16 protein-coding genes are annotated in these 16,974 nt (G+C 53.1%); 9 read left to right on the top strand and 7 right to left on the bottom strand.

Annotation, left to right across the window (positions count from 1 at the left end; translation table 11 throughout):
- Positions 1 to 3 precede the first annotated feature (3 nt).
- Complete coding sequence (hmpA, locus tag PHACT_RS12395; protein ID WP_070118508.1) at positions 4 to 1,179, bottom strand: NO-inducible flavohemoprotein; 1,176 nt, start codon at positions 1,177 to 1,179, stop codon at positions 4 to 6.
- 200 nt (positions 1,180 to 1,379) lie between these two features.
- Between hmpA and norR the strand changes: the two genes are divergently transcribed.
- Positions 1,380 to 2,927, top strand: coding sequence for a nitric oxide reductase transcriptional regulator NorR (gene norR / locus PHACT_RS12390; protein ID WP_070118506.1), 1,548 nt, complete (start codon positions 1,380 to 1,382; stop codon positions 2,925 to 2,927).
- Positions 2,928 to 2,947: 20 nt separating this feature from the next.
- Here norR and PHACT_RS12385 read toward each other — a convergent pair whose 3' ends face one another.
- Positions 2,948 to 4,081, bottom strand: coding sequence for a DUF748 domain-containing protein (locus PHACT_RS12385; protein ID WP_083264621.1), 1,134 nt, complete (start codon positions 4,079 to 4,081; stop codon positions 2,948 to 2,950).
- A 78-nt stretch (positions 4,082 to 4,159) separates the two neighbouring features.
- Positions 4,160 to 6,226, bottom strand: coding sequence for a catalase (locus PHACT_RS12380; RefSeq protein WP_070118504.1), 2,067 nt, complete (start codon positions 6,224 to 6,226; stop codon positions 4,160 to 4,162).
- 426 nt (positions 6,227 to 6,652) lie between these two features.
- Here PHACT_RS12380 and PHACT_RS12375 point away from each other — a divergent pair, with 426 nt between their 5' ends.
- From PHACT_RS12375 to PHACT_RS12355, 5 genes are read left to right on the top strand one after another with little or no spacing between them, the layout of a single operon-like run.
- A complete protein-coding gene (locus PHACT_RS12375; RefSeq protein WP_169819470.1) occupies positions 6,653 to 7,105 on the top strand; it encodes a DUF4142 domain-containing protein in 453 nt (150 codons plus the stop codon).
- A 41-nt stretch (positions 7,106 to 7,146) separates the two neighbouring features.
- Positions 7,147 to 8,037, top strand: coding sequence for a TIGR02587 family membrane protein (locus PHACT_RS12370; RefSeq protein WP_070118501.1), 891 nt, complete (start codon positions 7,147 to 7,149; stop codon positions 8,035 to 8,037).
- 53 nt (positions 8,038 to 8,090) lie between these two features.
- On the top strand, positions 8,091 to 8,483 hold the full coding sequence (locus PHACT_RS12365; RefSeq protein ID WP_139141573.1) for a hypothetical protein: 393 nt from the start codon (positions 8,091 to 8,093) through the stop codon (positions 8,481 to 8,483).
- A 1-nt stretch (position 8,484) separates the two neighbouring features.
- Positions 8,485 to 9,477, top strand: coding sequence for a potassium channel family protein (locus PHACT_RS12360; RefSeq protein WP_070118497.1), 993 nt, complete (start codon positions 8,485 to 8,487; stop codon positions 9,475 to 9,477).
- Positions 9,478 to 9,518: 41 nt separating this feature from the next.
- Entirely contained in the window at positions 9,519 to 9,983 is a 465-nt protein-coding gene (locus tag PHACT_RS12355; protein ID WP_070118495.1) for a hemerythrin domain-containing protein, read from the top strand.
- A gap of 73 nt (positions 9,984 to 10,056) precedes the next feature.
- On the opposite strand, the gene PHACT_RS12350 is transcribed toward PHACT_RS12355, so the two are convergent.
- A complete protein-coding gene (locus tag PHACT_RS12350; RefSeq protein ID WP_317622284.1) occupies positions 10,057 to 12,762 on the bottom strand; it encodes a vitamin K epoxide reductase family protein in 2,706 nt (901 codons plus the stop codon).
- Between the two features lie 132 nt (positions 12,763 to 12,894).
- Between PHACT_RS12350 and PHACT_RS12345 the strand changes: the two genes are divergently transcribed.
- Positions 12,895 to 13,569 (top strand): exopolysaccharide biosynthesis protein, encoded by a 675-nt coding sequence (locus tag PHACT_RS12345; protein ID WP_083264619.1) that lies wholly within the window; start codon positions 12,895 to 12,897, stop codon positions 13,567 to 13,569.
- A 2-nt stretch (positions 13,570 to 13,571) separates the two neighbouring features.
- Here PHACT_RS12345 and PHACT_RS12340 read toward each other — a convergent pair whose 3' ends face one another.
- From PHACT_RS12340 to PHACT_RS12330, 3 genes are all read right to left on the bottom strand, one after another.
- Entirely contained in the window at positions 13,572 to 13,979 is a 408-nt protein-coding gene (locus PHACT_RS12340) for a DUF6491 family protein (protein ID WP_070118493.1), read from the bottom strand.
- 23 nt (positions 13,980 to 14,002) lie between these two features.
- A complete protein-coding gene (locus PHACT_RS12335; RefSeq protein ID WP_070118488.1) occupies positions 14,003 to 14,536 on the bottom strand; it encodes a GNAT family N-acetyltransferase in 534 nt (177 codons plus the stop codon).
- A 163-nt stretch (positions 14,537 to 14,699) separates the two neighbouring features.
- On the bottom strand, positions 14,700 to 15,074 hold the full coding sequence (locus PHACT_RS12330) for a Rho termination factor N-terminal domain-containing protein (RefSeq protein ID WP_070118487.1): 375 nt from the start codon (positions 15,072 to 15,074) through the stop codon (positions 14,700 to 14,702).
- A 216-nt stretch (positions 15,075 to 15,290) separates the two neighbouring features.
- Between PHACT_RS12330 and PHACT_RS12325 the strand changes: the two genes are divergently transcribed.
- Together PHACT_RS12325 and PHACT_RS12320 are read left to right on the top strand one after the other, a co-directional pair.
- Positions 15,291 to 16,145 carry an SDR family oxidoreductase gene (locus PHACT_RS12325; protein ID WP_070118486.1) on the top strand — a complete coding sequence of 285 codons (855 nt, stop codon included), beginning with the start codon at positions 15,291 to 15,293 and terminating at the stop codon, positions 16,143 to 16,145.
- 172 nt (positions 16,146 to 16,317) lie between these two features.
- Complete coding sequence (locus tag PHACT_RS12320) at positions 16,318 to 16,812, top strand: hypothetical protein (RefSeq protein ID WP_070118485.1); 495 nt, start codon at positions 16,318 to 16,320, stop codon at positions 16,810 to 16,812.
- Positions 16,813 to 16,974: the final 162 nt, after the last annotated feature.

Here is a 16,974-nt window from a genome sequence, read left to right as displayed (position 1 = left end):
CGCTTAATTCAATGCTTCCAATGGTCCGAAGAATTCATAGCGAATTCGCTCCGCCGGAATTTTAAGCTCTTTAAGCGATTTGTAACAGGCTTGCATGAATGGTTTCGGCCCCAGGAAATAGACATCAACATCTCTGTGCTCAGGCAGCAGTGCCGAAAGGCGTTCCCGATCGAGAAAACCACTGTTTTGCGCTGTATCCTGCGGTAATGGATGGCTGTAACAGTAATAGTTATGCAGGTTTTTGTAAGTCGTGGCCATCTCCTCGATCAGTTCGCGGAAGGCATGGCTTTCGCTGTTCAGTGCGCCATGCAGAAAATGCACGTCTCTGCCACTTTCCAGGGCCGGTTTCAGCATCGCAATGGTTGGCGTGATGCCAACACCGCCGGACAGCAGCACCAGAGGGCGGTCGGCATCGTTCAGCACAAAGTCGCCACACGGTGGTGTCATCCGAACGCGATCACCCACTGTCAGTTCATCGTGAAGATATGCCGACGCCAGGCCATTGTTTTCGCGTTTAACACTGATGCGGTAATGCGGGTTGTCTGGGCTGTCAGAAAGTGAGTAGTTGCGGCGCACTGCTTGCCCGTTTATGTTCAATACCAGACCAATGTATTGGCCGGGTTTGAATGCCAGCAGGGCTGCACCATCGGCGGGTTCAAAATAAAAAGAGGTAATGATCGCGCTTTCCCGGACCTTGTGTTTGAGCACAAATTCACGTTCGCCGCGCCAGCCGCCAGGCTGTTGTTCAATGCTGTGATAAACCTGTTCTTCAGCGCCTGTCAAAATGTCGGCCAGTTGGGTGTAGGCTTCCGCCCAGGCAGCCAGAACCTCTTCGGATGCGGCGTCGCCCAGCACTTCTTTGATGGCCGCCAGCAGGCATTCACCCACCAACGGGTAATGTTCTGGTTGAATGTTTAACGATACATGTTTTTGCACAATGAGGCTGACAGCGTCACCAAGTTTTTCCAGCCGTTCCAGGTTGCTGGCATAAGCTACCACGGCGTTGGCCAGCGCCTGAGGTTGAGTACCCTGTACCTGATGGGCTTCATTAAAATAGGCTTTGACCTCGGGATAACGTTGGAACAGCAGCGGGTAAAAAACTTCTGTAATCTGGTTTACGTGAGCGCCGACGGCGGGCAACGTGGCAGCGATGGTGTCCTTGGATTGTTGTGACAGCATTGTGGTTCCCCTCAGGTTGTTGATGGTTGAGCGTTGGTCTGCAGTTTCAGTTAGCAGTGCCTGTTACTGATTTCCAATAGCAGTGTTAATAGCAGTATTTATGCCATTATTTAAATATATGATTAATAAGGGGTTAATATTAAGTGTTGTTAATATGACAAATCTCAGTATGATGTCATAAAGACAAATATGGTGTATTTATGACAACGAGACACATGCCGGACGCAGTACTGGAAATTCTGGCAGATCTGTCACGTGAGCTGACGCCTGGTGAGCGGTATACACGCCTGCTGCAGGCTTTATCCCGGGTTTTTCCCTGTGATGCAGCAGCATTGCTGCAGCTACATGGAGGCACGCTGCAACCGTTGGCGATTCAGGGGTTAAGTGACGACACAATGGGTCGGAGTTTTATGGTGGATGATCACCCGCGTCTGGCGAAAATTCTGTTGAGTCGTGAGCCTGTACGCTTTATGGCGGATTCGCAATTGCCCGACCCCTACGATGGACTTGTGGACAGTGACAGCCTGCATGTACACGACTGCCTGGGGGCATCCTTGTATATTGATGATATGCCGTGGGGATTATTGACACTGGATGCCATGCGACCTGGCGCTTTTGATGAAATAGATCCATATGATCTGCGCACGTTTTTGCGACTGGCAGAAGCGACAATTAAAATCGTCAATCTGATCGGTGGTCTGCGTGCGCGAGTGGAGCGCGAACATCTGGTGACGCAGGCTGTAGTGGCGGAGCAGGTGCAGCTGGAACTGACGGGCCATAGCAAGGTGATGCAGATATTGCGACACGAGATCGATGTGGTGGCATTGACCGATCTGGCAGTGCTTATCACGGGAGAGACGGGTGTTGGTAAAGAACTGGTGGCCAGACATATTCACGCCGGTTCATCACGTGCGCAGTCACCGCTGGTCTATGTCAACTGCGCTGCGTTGCCGGATAACCTGGTCGAAAGCGAGTTATTTGGACATACCCAAGGCGCATTTTCTGGCGCGTCACAGGCAAGAGCCGGAAAGTTTGAACTGGCGCACGGAGGCACTCTGTTCCTGGATGAAGTTGGTGAACTGCCACTGGCAACGCAACCTAAATTGTTGCGGGCGTTGCAAAATGGTGATGTTCAGCGTGTCGGCAGTGACGTTCAACATAAAGTAGACGTGCGCATTATCGCTGCAACCAATCGTGATCTTGCCAGAGAGGTGGCTGCTGGTCATTTTCGTGCCGACCTCTATCATCGTCTCAGCGTCTATCCGATAGAAGTTCCGCCTCTGCGCAGCCGGCAGCGTGACGTATTGACGTTGGCGGGGCACTTTCTTGAAATGAACCGGCGTCGTCTCGGGTTAAGAGGCATTCGATTACAAAGCGCAGCGCGTGACGCGTTATTGGCGTACGACTGGCCCGGCAATGTGCGTGAATTGGAGCATCTGATCAGCCGGGCGGCACTGCGTGCCCGCGCTTCAGAAACAGGAATATCGGATACGCGCCGGTTGCTGACGATTACCTGTGATGTATTGGATCTGCCTGACAGCGTCTCCCAGGCAACAATTACCTTGCCGCCGAGTGTGCCGCCTGATACGAAGCCCGGGTTAACGTTGCGGCAGGCCACTGAAATGTTTCAGAAGGACATGGTCACTAATGCGTTGCGTCAGTGCGACGGCAATCAGTCACAAGCGGCCAGAGCCCTGGGCCTGGACCGGGGCAACCTTAGCAGGTTGTTGAAGCGACTCGGTCTTTGATGGCAGCGAATAAAAAAACCTCAGGGCTGATTGGGGCGAAACTGTGCATCATAGGCTTCAATAAACGCGTTACGCAAGATTGACACAAAGGCCTGCCACGCACTGACGTCTTGATTATCCAGGTTGCCACTAATTTCTATTTCGGTGGCAATCCGGTCTTCTGGCTGGTTGCGGAAGATTTGCCCAAGCGCAGCGACGATTGCTTCCCAGGCAGCGCTGAGCACACCCTCTTCTCCGTCCTCACTCAGGTCCAGAATGGCGACATTGTCCAGTACCGGTCGGGCATAGCCCTCCAGCTGACCATTTTCCGCCTGTAGCTCCATAACAAAATCGCCTTCGCCTGTTTCTATATCAAAATTGCCGTAGGCTTCGGCGAAGTCATTTATCCGGGTCAGGTCAATACCCAGAACACGCAGGTCAATATCAAAATCTCGGAAATCGCCAAGCGGGTCCAGGTATCCTTCAACCGATGCACGCGCGGCGCCCAGTACCTGCGCGTTAAACGAAAACTCCGAATTTACGGCGGCTTCGCTACGGTCGGCATTACTGAGATTGGTGAACTGCCCACCAAGATCGGTCACCACAATGTGCACCGGAGGCTCGGACTGGAAATTGTGAAAGTGCAGTTGTCCCTGCTGGATACTGAGCCGGTTGATGGTAATGGGAACCAGCTGTTGTAACGTCAGTTGCCAATCGGTGCCGGCACCGGCCTGTTCAGCGTTATCGTTGGCATCCACAAAATGGAGTTCAGGCTGCAAAAAATCGATTTCTGCGACAACAGCGCCTCTCAACAAAGCCGACCAGTCCACAGAAAGATCAATCGCCGTCACCCGAAAAAAAGGCACCGGTACATTGTCTTCCAGTTTGACCACGTCCAGCTCCCTGATCACATAGGCGCCGCGCCAGATGGCCAGGTCAACATTTTCAATGTGACCGCGATAGTCACCAATTTCAGCGAGATTGCGGTTCAGATAGGATTTGATTATCGAGGGCAGGGCGAGGCGAATGACCACCAGCAGCACAACCAGGGTCGCCACGATCAACAGCACACGGCGAGACCACCAGCGACGATCATGATGACGGTGATGGTCGGGTTTCTTGGCCTGAGTATGGGCTTGTGCCTGATTCTGACTAGCGGTGTCGCGAGGCGCCATTTCTGAATCCTTCAGTCAGGGTTTCGCTCTAGGTATTACCCGGGGGAGGGTTTTCCTGGCCCGCCCCCGGAGTCCAGACTACTGTCGTTGCCAGTACCGTATTTGCCGGCAAGCAGTGATAAAATCATCGGCTGAGGTCTGGGTATCCAACTTCAGGCAACCCTCATCGAGCGCCTTGCCGATACCGGCCCTGTCCATCAGCCCTGCTGCGGCGTCTACGTAAGCAATAAATTTCTGGTGGTCAAATGCATCTTTGACATAGTTCTGCGCTGCCGGGATTCTGCTCAATTCTTCCGAACCTTCGTCTCCCGGAAGCAATACAACTGCATCGTATAGCACTGATGGGCCGCCATCAACTTTCTCATCTACCTTGACGCTATTGCCATCGCTGAGCTTTAATGCGCCGGTCATGGGTGCTATGACTTCCAGCATGGCGCCTTCTTCCTTGCAGGCTGTTTGTAACGCAGCAAACAGTTTGGCGTTTGCACCCGCGCTCATTAACACGCCAAGTTTGCGACCTTTGAAACTACCGGGGCCATTTTTGATGATGCTGAGTTTGTCGGAAGAGGGCAGGTCCTGCCGCGTCGGCATGGCAGCCTCGGCCGGGTCTGGCAATGGGTCAATGGCAAGCATGGCAGCCACGTTTTTTGCCAACTCGTTGTCAATGTTCAATAGATGCGAGACGACACGTTCACGGATGCGTTCGGTTTTGACCTTACTTAGCTCAAAACCCAGCGCTTTCGCCATGTGGTTTTGCTCCGTGGGGGTCTGGCTGATGTAGAACTGGCGTGCCTGGCTGTAGTGATCAGCAAAGGTTTCTGAACGTACACGCTGTCTGTCTCCAATTGCTGGCTGACGGTAACTGGTGAAGCCTTTCATCGGACATTCTCGCGGCCCGCCCTGTTCACCCCAGCTATTGGGTTCGTAGTTGGCGCGCCCTTTGGGATTGTGCATGGCCATGTGCCCATCCTGCTGAAAATGATTCACCGGGCACTTGGGCGCATTCACTGGGATGTGCGTGAAGTTGGGTCCGCCCAGGCGTTTTACTTGCGTGTCCAGGTAGGAAAAGTTGCGTCCCTGCAGCAACGGATCTTCCGAATGATCTATACCACGAACAATATTCTGCGTGCAGAAGGCAACCTGTTCAGTTTCGGCAAAAAAGTTATCGACCACTCGCTCGAGTACCAGTCTGCCCACAGGCTGAATGGGTACCTGTTCCTCGGGAATTATTTTGGTTGCGTCGAGCACATCAAATTCAAATTGTTCGGCGAATTCTTCATCGAACACCTGCAGCCCCAGCTCCCACTCGGGATAGTCACCTCTATTGATGGCATCCCACAGATCGCGCCGGTGGAAGTCCGGATCGGCGCCATTAATCTTCAGCGCCTCGTCCCAAAGTACAGACTGCAACCCCAGTTTGGGTTTCCAGTGGAATTTTACAAAGACCGCTTTGCCTTCCTCATTGATCATCCGGAAGCTATGCACACCAAAGCCTTCCATAAAACGGAAAGAGCGTGGTATGGCACGATCTGACATGATCCACATCACCATGTTCATACTTTCCGGGGTCAAGGAAATAAAATCCCAGAAGTTGTCATGAGCCGTCTGGGCCTGTGGAAAACCGCTGTCTGGTTCTTCTTTGGCGGCATGAACCAGGTCCGGAAATTTCATCGCGTCCTGGATAAAAAACACCGGAATGTTGTTACCAACAATGTCCCAGTTGCCTTCTTTGGTGTACAGCTTGACCGCAAACCCCCTGACATCTCGTGCCAGATCTGGTGAGCCCTTGCTCCCAGCAACTGTGGAAAAGCGAACAAACGCTGACGTTTTTTCTCCTGGCCGCTGGAATAAGTCTGCACAGGTAATGTCTGATAACGAATCATAGGTTTCGAAGAAACCGTGAACGCCGAAACCGCGCGCGTGAACCACGCGTTCAGGGATGCGTTCATGATCGAAATGGAAAATTTTGTCGCGCAGAATATGATCTTCCAGCAAGGTGGGGCCTCGCATGCCCGCCTTAAGAGAGTTCTGGTCGTCCGCCACGGGACCGCCCTGCTGAGTTGTCAGGGTAGGGGCACCATCACCCGCCTGTTGATGAAGCTCACCGCCGGTGCCGCGAGTGGTGTTAGTGGTATCGTCCTTCATACTACCTCCTTTTTCAGCTTTAGCTGCAATTCGTAATGATTCTGTCTCGTTGGATCTCCTTCTTTGCGTTCTATCTTTATCAGTATGAAAAAAATAGTCTGAATTTATCTGGATAGTTTCGCAACAATTAGCGCAAACATTGAGACTACAAATATTGCCGAAAATTCCACATCGTAAAATGCATGACCAGCCAGATAATAATATGACAAGATTTCCAGAAGCAATAAAGGTTTGCTGATTAACCCAGGTTAAAGTCGTCACTCGTTTCAGAACGATTGCGACAGGCTCTAGTGTTCCGTATGAACTTCTTCAGGGTTGACAGGTCCAAACTGTCAGGAGCATAGTGCTCCTGCAAGACAACGTATTTCAAAGGTTATGGAATACGGATATCAATGTACTAATATTTTTAACATGGAAGATGATGATATGAGTAAAGATACTATTGATGCTAAAGACTTTGTAGAAAAAGCCTCTGCGAAAGGTATTGCAGAGATTGAAACGGCACGAATGGCGTTGGAAGAAGGAGGTCCTTCCGTGGTTGCCTTTGCCCGCATGATGATTGCCGATCACACGGAAGCGAATGATGAGCTGAAAGCCATTGCCCGCCGCGCGAATCTGGAAATCGCAGACGACGCCACCCTGATGGATCAAGCCAAAGCAATGATACTCAGTGTCCGTAGTGGCGAATCCTTTGACGAGGCCTATATCAAGAATCAGATTAACGCGCACGAACAAACCACGAATCTGTTTGAACGAGCGAGTCACTCTGAGATTCCTGAAATCAGCGCATTTGCTCGTCAGAAATTGCCCAAGCTGCATGAACACCTGCATATGGCCAATGAGCTGAAAGCACGGCAGGACGCCAGCAGCGCGCATTAAGCGTTTTTTTGGTTAAGAGTCTTTCAGGCTGCAACGAAACGATGTCCCCGACCCGTGATTCCCCGGAAACTGAAGCGCCCCAGCCAGGCTGGATGGGCGTGGGGAGGGCGATCGGGGGTGCCGTTGTTTTTGGCTTGCCGCTGATGATGACAATGGAGATGTGGTGGCTGGGTTTTTATATTGATCCGGTCAGGCTGATCGTGCTCATTGTGGTCAGTTTACCGTTGCTGGTGGGTGTCTCCAGTCTGATCGGTTTTACCGCGAGTCGGAACCTGACCGATAACATCATTGATGTTTTTGTGGCCTATGGTTTTGGCTTTGTGGTGTCGGGTATCGTTCTTTACCTGTTCAGTGTCGCCGCCAGTGATTATCCTGCCGGTATCAACTTTACAGCGGTGATGCTGCAGACCGTTCCGGCCAGTCTGGGGGCCCTGCTGGCACGCAGTGAACTGGGTCGCGGGGAGCACGACAGGACCGCGGGAAAAAGTGCAATTGACCGGCTTGTGGTGCTGGCCATTGGTGCCCTGTTTCTTGCGCTCAACGTGGCGCCCACGGAAGAGATACATCTCATTGCCAACCGTATGACGCCCTGGCATCAGCTGGCGCTGTTTTCAACGACTCTGCTCGTCATGTATATTTTTACGGTGGCGAGCAGTGTTGCGGAGTCGCGCGAGCCCGACAGTTACCAGAGCGAGCAGGACAATACGGAAGCTAAGGAAAGCAAGAGCAGCCAGGGTGGCAAGCAACAAACTCATATCGACTACCTGCGTTACACCTGTATTGCATTTGTTGTGGCATTGGCAGCCAGTGCATTGATGTTGTGGGTATTCGATCACTTTGATGGGCTGGCCAGTGCGCAGATTCTGGCCAATGTGGTTGTATTATTGTTTCCGGCCGGCATTGGGGCGGCTGCGGCCCGATTTATTATTTAGATGTCGGGCGACAATCATCAAACGCCAGAACGATTGAAACCAGGGAGGCTAATTTGATCGGGCATCGAAGATCAACAACGCCATTGTGGGAATGGTTCGTAGGGCTGGCGGGCTTTGTTCTGATCTGTTTTACCATCGTTTACCTGGCATGGCTGGCTGCGACTGCAGGTGAACAGCCGCCTGATATTGAATTTGACGTGGTGTCGGTCGAACCTGTGATGCAGCGCTATCTGGTGCTCGTGGACGTCAGTAACCGGGGAGACCAGACTGCATCAGCGTTGCAACTGGAGAGCCGTCTGGTCCGAGCCAATGAAGACACGCTAAGCGCCACGTCTCAGGTTGACTATCTGGCCGCCGAATCGACGCGACGCGTGGGTTTTTATTTTCCCGCCAACCCGGCTACGGGTGAACTGGAATTCGTGCCTTTAGGATATCAGGAGCCCTAATATGTCAGTTGTGCTGTTGATCATCGGCCTGTTAATTATTCTGGTCGCCATGGTGGACCTGATTGTAACGACCCTGACCATGGAAGGTGCGGGGCCGGTGTCCAATCCGGTGAGTCACTTCATGTGGCGTTGGTTTCGACCGCAGGGCCGGTCCAGTGGTGCGCGCCGGCGTATCATGAGTGGGCCAGCCGTACTGGTGGTCATGATTCTGTTCTGGGTTGTCTGCATCTGGGTAGGCTGGGTGCTGGTATTTTCCTGGCAGGGGATTACACTGGTTAATGCACAATCGGGCCTGCCCTCGACGCTGGCAGAACGCATTTATTACACAGGTTATACCATCACCACGGTTGGCTACGGCGATTTTAAGGCACTGGACACCCGGGGGCAGTTTGCCTCTGCGATTGCTGGCTTCAACGGTCTTTTTCTGCTCACACTGGCGATAACCTATAGTATTCAGGTGCTGACGGCAGTGGTGGAGAATCGTCGGCTTGCGTTGATGATTGATGCCATGGAGCAGATCCGCTTCACCGTCCAACAATCGGCGCAGTGCGATAAGGAAAGCGTGGAATTTATTTCGGGACATCTTGCTTCGCTCGACATGGCGGTGGCGGGTGCCGCCCAAAAATACCTTGCCTATCCGGTGATTCAAGCATTCAGCGAACGCTCGGCGCGCGTATGTCTGCCCGTTAATATTCAACGTTTGACAACGTTCCTGACTCGGGTTTTGGCCAACAGACAGGCGTACCCGCTAAAGGTTATCGCACAATGTCAGGTTAGCCTGACCCTGGTTCGTGCATTGGCGGTGAACGCCATCACCAGTCACTGGTCGTCTCTGATTCGCGACAAACGCATAAGAGATGCACTCAACGAAGATATGGCAATGTTACGCCGTGGAGTTCACGCGCAGTCGTTCGAAACGGTTCTGGCTGTGTATGTGGAAAGCAGTGGCTGGGGCGCCCTGGATGGGGTTTTTCCGGACGCTAGCTACGATTGACTTTAATGTTGGACCTTTTGATTAAACAAGGAGTAGTACTGATGGCTAATAGTAATGCAAAGGACGACGCAATCAAGATTCTGATGGCTGATCACAAGAAGGTGAAAGCTGCATTCAAGCAATTTGAAGAACTGGGTGATAAAGCATTTGTCAGCAAAAAGAAACTGGCGGACGAAATCTGCATGGAGCTACTGGTGCATACCCAGGTAGAAGAAGAGATTCTTTATCCGGTTTTTGTCAAGAATATCAAGAAGGAAAAACCTCTGGTTAACGAAGCTGTGGTAGAGCACTCAAGTGCCAAAGTGCTTATCGGAGAAATCCTTGATATGAAGGGCGACGAGGAGCTGTTTGATGCCAGGGTGAAAGTCCTGTCTGAGTACATCGATCATCATGTCAAAGAGGAGGAAAAGGAAATGTTTCCCTTGATGCGCTCTGCTGACATAGATCTGGTTGCGGTCGGCAGCCAGATCAAGGAACGCAAGCAGCAGCTGATGGTTGCAGGCTGATCGTATTGCACGCCGGGCCACTCATGATGGCTCGGCGGCGTGCACTCCGTTAGCCAGCCTAATGCAGCCAGCCTCATACAATCAACCGTGACCAATTACCGTACTTGCCATTAACCGGGCCGCGCGGAATGCTGGTGACCATGATCAGGACCGCGATCAGCAGTGTCACGCCAGTGACCAGCAAGGTGCTGTCCAGTACCAGCGCACAGATTATCAACCCCAGCGCCAGGAACAGATTCAGGTAGCGCAGAGGTCGGGCCACTTCCGCCAGCGAGGTGACCGAAATGGTAAGCACCAGCGCGCCGATCAGGTGATGCGCATCGGCCATACTGCCTTCCACGCCCAGCAACAAACGGCTCAGCATCAACAGCGAGCCTAATACGATACAAGCCAGCAGGCCGTAGCACAGACGCACGCCACCGGTGAAAATGTCCTGGATAATGGCAACAGGCGATCGCTCAAAATCATCCGTTGTATTCAGGGCTTTGACACTGGTCATGCTTTTGCCACCTTCATCAGTATCGCCAAAAATAAAGGCGCGCAGTAATGAATGCCCGGCGCGTTTGCGGCGACGCAGAAACTGACAGGTGGCGACCAGTTCATCCACTGAAAACGGAATCTGCAGTAACATCGCCGCGGCCGCCATCAGACACAAGGTGCACCAGGTGTCGAGCAGGATGGGCTGGATGATGATGAAGGTGATGGAAACCGCACCCAGAGGCACAATCAGAATGCCAAACAGCAGTGTCAGCCAGGGCATGGTGCGCCAACGTTGTGACGAACCAATAACTCCCACCAGGATCTCCAGCAGGTAGACCATCGCGCCGGCGCCGGCATCGGGCACCGGCCAGGCTTCGGAAATTGACGAGGTAATGATCTCGCTGGTGCCGTTTTTGCCATCGTCGGGAATGGCGCCGGCAAAGAATGGCTCCCAGATAGTGTCGACATGCCCCAATTGATAAGCGGCCATATATGCGGAAATAAAGAAACCGATAAAGGCCAGAATGATAATGGGCAAACGCTGCAGCCAGGAGGAGGGCGAGTACTGCCAACCCGGCGGAATCGTGGGGCCACTCATTACCGCAAGTGGCGAAATACCCGGCGCGGGCCGCAACAGCACCGACAGGGCTACCACCAGAAAACCAATCAGGGAGCCGTTCAGGTAGGCGCTGGTGCTGGGTGCCCAGAACACCAGGGGCGCTGACATCACCCATAGACCCACGCCCGCGGTAGCCCAGCGGGCCAACGGCAAGCGCCAGGACAGGGACAGCGACGCCAATACCATGATGGCAATGCCAGAGATGATGTCACTGTAAACCATGGCCTGTGATTCGTATGCCAGCCGCGGCACCGAAGCGATCAGCCAGGCGCCAAGTGCAATGTTAAAAAAGGCACCCCAGAGATTACGTGCGTGTTCGTCCCGGTACCAGGTTTCATGACGTTGCCGCATGGCCTCGGGTTTATCGGTTTTTTCGTCGGCTTCCACCAGCCACTCCGGCGCACGGATACCGTTATTCTGATACCACGCGACCGGATCTTTTTTCAGATTGCTGACCAGCGTCTCAAGCTTGTTGTGTATGCTGTGTCTGGGTTGCCAGTCCAGCAGGTACTTGGCATGGCTGATATCCAGCGCATAGTGATCACAGGCCAGGTCAATCAGAAACGGACGGATAAAGGGTTTTTCGCCGTGGTCGATTGCGTCCGGTACCACCGGCTCGGCTTTTTCTTCCAGCCAGGCACCGGCCTTGGCAAGTGGCTGTGGCAGCGACAGTGTGCGCCAGACGTCCGCGCCATGTATCAGGCGACCAAGTTCATCCTGCAACTGCTGGTAACTCATCACATCCGGCTCGCCAGCCAGAATGACGTTGTCTGCAGGCAAGGCATTGCGACAGTCAATGCAGCGTTTGATCAGTTCCAGCATGTCATCCAGATGGATAAACGACTGTCCTGCATCCTGGTCGCCCGAATGCAGATGCGCCTTCATATCGCGTTCGTAGATTCGGGCAATCTGGTGCGCCAGCGTTGGTACGGCAGTGTGATCATCGTAAAGACCCGCCAGGTGTAACAGTGTGAAAGGCGTGTCCTGGCAATGCTCGCGAATGGCGTCTTCGGTTTCCGCCTTGGATTCCGGGTAAGCCCATTTGGGAGCGATCGGCGTACTTTCGGTGACGCGTTCGCCTGGCGACACAGCCTGATGCACCAGCATGGTCCCTGAGTAGATGAATCGGGCGACCTCAAAATCGGCCAGTGCTGTCAGCAGGTTCTTTGTGCCTTCAACATTCACTTTGTCATAAAGGGGTGATTTTTCACCGGTAAAGTCGAAGTAGGCGGCCAGGTGCACAACGGCGGAAATGTCCTGGCCGTGGCGATCACGCAGCTCGCGGAATGCGAGCGCGAGCGAATCAGGTGATGTCAGGTCGGCAACGATATCAGTGTGCTTGCTATCGTCGCGATCAAGACCGACAACACGGTAGTCAGATTTGAGTTTTTGCCGCAGAGCTGTTCCAATATTGCCGTTGGAACCGGTAATGACAACCAGAGGCTTGGGTGCGCTCTTGGTTGGTTTTGCCTGCTTAGCTGGCTTTTGACCTTGCTTTTGACTTTGCTTTGCGGCCGTTGAAGGCTTTTTCGGCTTTGCAGCTGTTGAAGGCTTTTTGGGCTTTGCGGCCGTTGAAGACTCTTTTGGCTTTGCAGCTGTTGAAGACTCTTTTGGCTTCTCAGCCGTTGAAGACTCTTCTGGTTTGCTCTTCCGGTCGATGGCGGATCCCTCCTTCGACACTGAACGTGGGTGCGATCTACCTTGAACTGTTCAGCAGCGACTGGTTGTGAACGTGGTAAGAACTAGGACCAGCTTAGTACTGAAAGGTTCAAGTTGCAAGGTGGCAACGCTGACACTCCCGGACGAGGTTTTATGAACGGAAAAACAACGAAGTCTTCGCATAAAGCGGAAACGGAAATTCCTCTGGAGGCATTGCTGGATCATCTGTCTGAGTTGTGTACACAGGGTGCTCCGGAGCAGAACCAAATTAAAGACCAGGACCAAAGCGATCTCACGCATGTCAGCGTCGGTGACATCATCCATGTGGTTGGCGATCGCTCGTTCGCCCCGCTACTGATGCTGGTGGGGATGTTGCTGGTATCGCCGCTAAGCGGTGTGCCCACGTTTCCTAGCATGGTTGCCTGCGTTGTTCTGCTGGTTACCTCGCAAATGCTGTACGGGCGCAAACATTTCTGGTTGCCTGCCCGACTGCTTAACGTACAAGTGCCATGCGAGAAATTACAAAAAGCGCTTTGCTGGCTGCAACGTCCGGCAGCGTTTGTTGATCGCATCACCATGCCCAGAATGACGGTGCTGGTGCGCGGCCCGAGCATTTACATCATTGCTGTCATCTGTCTGGCAATTGCCTGTGTGTTGCCCCTGATGGAATTGATCCTGTTCTCGTCCTCGGTGGCCGGCGCAGTGTTGGTTCTGTTTGGCGTCGCATTGGTGACTCGAGACGGACTGCTGGCGTTGTTCGGCTACAGCGCCACCGTAATCACTATCTGGATGATTGTCGGGGGCGCTGCGATGATGCTCCCATCCTGATATCAGAAGCTTAATTCTTCCTCGTCAGCCAGATGCCAACGATTGATCTGGGTGATGGCACAGGACAGGCCCTGGTCCCGATCAAAGCTGATGCGATCTCCCGGTCCAAGACAGGAACCGCCGCGTGATTCTACGGCAATCTGCATAAACGAATTGCGCGTGTTGCAGCCGCCGGCCAGTTCCAGTTTGTAGTACTCGTCACGCAGCGTTTCAATAACAATTGAGCGGTCATCAAAATCGTGCCAGCTGCGAATGTTGCGGGTGAAACAGACCGAATTTTCTTCTTCACCCAGCATGCCGGCCATAATGGCATCCTGCGTACTGGGGCCCGATGATGCACACGCGGTCAGTGCCATCGGCAGTGCCGCAGCCGTGACCAGGCGATAGAGCAGGGTTCTGTGATTCAACATGATTAGACCTCCGAATGATGTCCTCAATCCGTTATCAGCATTTCATAAAAGTCAGCGTCTTCCTGGGTAATGCCGTCGCGAGCGGTGACGCGGCGTTTTTCCATGCGCGTCAGACCCGCGTTTGTTAATACCTTGCCAGAGGCGGGGTTACGTGACAAGTGGTGGGCATGAAGCCGTGTCAGTTCGCATGAGGTTATTCCAAAACCGATGATTGCATCCACAGCCTCGCTGGCAAACCCCTGGCCCCAGTAGGGTTCGCCAATCCAGTAGCCCAGTTCCGCGTCATGGTGGTGAATATTCATCAGGCCGACCGCGCCAACCAGTTCGCCGTCGCGTCGCAGACACACGGCAAAAATGGCAGCGCTGCCGCGTTGCCAGTCGTCGGTATGTGCCGTTATCCAGTTGGCAGCCTCGCCGTCGGTATACGGGTGCGGGATATTGGTGGTCATTCTGGCAACATTGGGGTTGCCAGCCAGTAACTGCACGCGTTCGGCGTCAGTTGGCTGAAACGGTCGCAACAGCAATCGTTCGGTGGCCAGTGTGGGTTGGTCTTCCATTGCGTAGAATCCTGGTTTCCAGTTGATAAATCGACCCTCGCCAAGGCAGTCAGGTTGTTCGCTGTCATTGTACTGTGTGTTTCGCGTGGGTACCTAATACTGACTGGAATTGGTAACGATATTTTCTGGCGTTTTTGCTGCGGTATGACTGCGATAATCCGCGTCAGGCACTCTTTTTCAATGCAGTCACCAGCTCCTGTTTACGCATTGTTGAGCGACCTCGAATATCACGTTTGCGCGCTTCCTGCATTAGTTCATCCCTGGTTTTGGCTTCCAGCTTTCCCTGTTTGGTCTTGCCTTTACGGGTGGCGCTTGCCTGTTTGGCGGAGTCACTGCGGTCGCGCTCCTTGTCCCGGGCGCTTTTGTGTTGCCCGGAGCCGCCCGTGCGTTCGCCGCCGCCGCTCTGTTTGTTGACGGTCGCCCAGGCCCTGGCTTCGGCCTCTTCCGGAGATACACCTTTCTCCTCGTAATTTTCTTCTATGTGATCCGCTTGTCGTTGTTGCTTCTTGGTGTATTTGTCTTTGCTTCCACGCGGCATAATCGTATCCTCCGTTGATTCATCCGTTGCATCACATGAGTGCGCTACCAATCCACTCATACATACTATTTACGACTGTAGCGGGTGTGAAAAGTTCAGTAAAGAGGGCGCTTTGATGAGACGTACGGCGTTCACCGGATTTGCCTGAATGCGAAACTATTGCCCACAATTCCGGTCGTAATTTACAGATGGAAAGGATATTACAAGGAGATTTTTATGGATAAATCAACACTTCCTCCGCAGCACCAGAATCAACGCCCCGGGCGCGAGGAAAAAATGCAACCGCGTCCCGACTATTACTCCAGTGCTTACAGACCTGCAGGCAAGTTGACCGGCAAAGTTGCCATTGTCACCGGTGCTGATAGCGGTATTGGCCGCGCCGTTGCCGTGTACTTCGCCAGAGAAGGCGCAGACGTAGTGATGTTGTATCTGGAAGAACATGAGGACGCCGAACTTACCCGCCGTGAAGTCGAACTGTCCGGGCGTGAGGCTTTAATGCTTGCCGGAGATGTCGCCGATGCTAAACATTGCAAAGAAGTGATAAAACAGACCTTGGCAAAATTTGGTCAGGTCGATGTTCTGGTTAACAATGCGGGCGAACAGCATCCGCAACAGAATCTGGAAGATATCAGCGACGACCAACTGGAAAGAACATTTAGTAGCAACATCCTCGCCATGTTCCGGTTGACCAGGGCGGTTCTCCCACATATGCGTAGTGGTGCATCGATCATCAATACCACTTCAATCACTGCCTACAAAGGCAACCCGGTCCTGATCGATTATTCGGCAACAAAAGGCGCCGTTACTTCATTTACCCGGTCGCTGTCTCTGAACCTTGCCGAGCGCGGTATTCGTGTCAACGGTGTGGCGCCGGGCCCAGTCTGGACGCCACTGATTCCGTCAACATTTGATGAGGATACCGTGAGTACCTTTGGTGCCAACACGCCGCTGGGTCGACCGGGCCAGCCATCAGACCTGGGGCCTGCTTATGTGTATCTGGCCTGCGATGATTCCAGCTACATGACTGGACAAGTGCTCCACCTGAACGGTGGCAGCGTGATCAATGGTTGATAGGCATGCCGGTCGTTTGCGAAAATCAAAGTCGCTGTTGTAGGGCACAAAGCGAAGAGTGTCATTTGGACAGTTGTGCTCTGATAGAAAAGTCGTGATAGAAAAGTCGTGTTAGAAAAGTCGTGTTAGAGAAGTCGTAGGATAAATGAGCTTTAATGCAAAGGAGGATACGATGACTTATCTGAAAAACTATGTCGCTGCTACCATGTTGCTGGGTTGCAGTCACGCCGTGTGGGCGGAGCAGTCGCCCGTCGTGTTGCGCGATGATGTGCTGACCCTGCCGCAGGCCGTGGTCATGGATGGCGACGACTTCAGTCACTTTCGAAATGTGGAGTTGACTCAGGGAGCTAACGGCAATTTTGCCATTACTGCTTCTGATCCGGGCAATCTGGCCCAAGTTGAATCGGTGGAGATTCTGAAAAACGCTGATCGTGTTGACGTCCTGGCCGAGGGCTTTCGTTCTGCCTGTGTCAGTATCGAACCGGCAGCGGTCTCCTATCATGATGGTCAATTCATGGTCGCCATTCCGGTGTCTGAACCGACCTCGGATGTGTGTATCGAACTGGCCGTCGAGTATTACCTAATCACGACATTACCGACTGAAGATCTGTCTTCTGGTGAATATTCTGTCAATGTTAATGGTGTGAAAACGGATTTCACATTGTAGTGCTGGCGTTCTGCAGGCCGTGGGGGGAGAGGGGCACGGGAAGGTGCCCTTTTTCTCTGACGGCCAAGCGGGGTCTGGTGACCGGACGCTGTCGCTGGCACGGTTAGCGCATCAACGGTACACTTCTCTCTTAATGTACGCGCCATCGTGTCAAAAGGGAGT

Source organism: Pseudohongiella acticola (genome assembly GCF_001758195.1).
GTDB classification, from domain to species: Bacteria; Pseudomonadota; Gammaproteobacteria; order Pseudomonadales; family Pseudohongiellaceae; genus Pseudohongiella; species Pseudohongiella acticola.
Note: the sequence above shows the minus strand (reverse complement) of the source record. Positions and strands in the feature narration are given on the sequence as shown.

What these genes read in the sequence shown, in the direction of transcription:
- PHACT_RS12370 (WP_070118501.1), top strand. Translation starts at nt 7,147, where the DNA reads ATGTCCCCGACCCGTGATTCCCCGGAAACTGAAGCGCCCCAGCCAGGC.
- PHACT_RS12340 (WP_070118493.1), bottom strand. Translation starts at nt 13,979, where the DNA reads ATGTTGAATCACAGAACCCTGCTCTATCGCCTGGTCACGGCTGCGGCA.
- PHACT_RS12345 (WP_083264619.1), top strand. Translation starts at nt 12,895, where the DNA reads ATGAACGGAAAAACAACGAAGTCTTCGCATAAAGCGGAAACGGAAATT.
- PHACT_RS12385 (WP_083264621.1), bottom strand. Translation starts at nt 4,081, where the DNA reads ATGGCGCCTCGCGACACCGCTAGTCAGAATCAGGCACAAGCCCATACT.
- PHACT_RS12380 (WP_070118504.1), bottom strand. Translation starts at nt 6,226, where the DNA reads ATGAAGGACGATACCACTAACACCACTCGCGGCACCGGCGGTGAGCTT.
- PHACT_RS12375 (WP_169819470.1), top strand. Translation starts at nt 6,653, where the DNA reads ATGAGTAAAGATACTATTGATGCTAAAGACTTTGTAGAAAAAGCCTCT.
- norR (WP_070118506.1), top strand. Translation starts at nt 1,380, where the DNA reads ATGACAACGAGACACATGCCGGACGCAGTACTGGAAATTCTGGCAGAT.
- PHACT_RS12355 (WP_070118495.1), top strand. Translation starts at nt 9,519, where the DNA reads ATGGCTAATAGTAATGCAAAGGACGACGCAATCAAGATTCTGATGGCT.
- PHACT_RS12325 (WP_070118486.1), top strand. Translation starts at nt 15,291, where the DNA reads ATGGATAAATCAACACTTCCTCCGCAGCACCAGAATCAACGCCCCGGG.
- PHACT_RS12330 (WP_070118487.1), bottom strand. Translation starts at nt 15,074, where the DNA reads ATGCCGCGTGGAAGCAAAGACAAATACACCAAGAAGCAACAACGACAA.
- hmpA (WP_070118508.1), bottom strand. Translation starts at nt 1,179, where the DNA reads ATGCTGTCACAACAATCCAAGGACACCATCGCTGCCACGTTGCCCGCC.
- PHACT_RS12320 (WP_070118485.1), top strand. Translation starts at nt 16,318, where the DNA reads ATGACTTATCTGAAAAACTATGTCGCTGCTACCATGTTGCTGGGTTGC.
- PHACT_RS12335 (WP_070118488.1), bottom strand. Translation starts at nt 14,536, where the DNA reads ATGGAAGACCAACCCACACTGGCCACCGAACGATTGCTGTTGCGACCG.
- PHACT_RS12360 (WP_070118497.1), top strand. Translation starts at nt 8,485, where the DNA reads ATGTCAGTTGTGCTGTTGATCATCGGCCTGTTAATTATTCTGGTCGCC.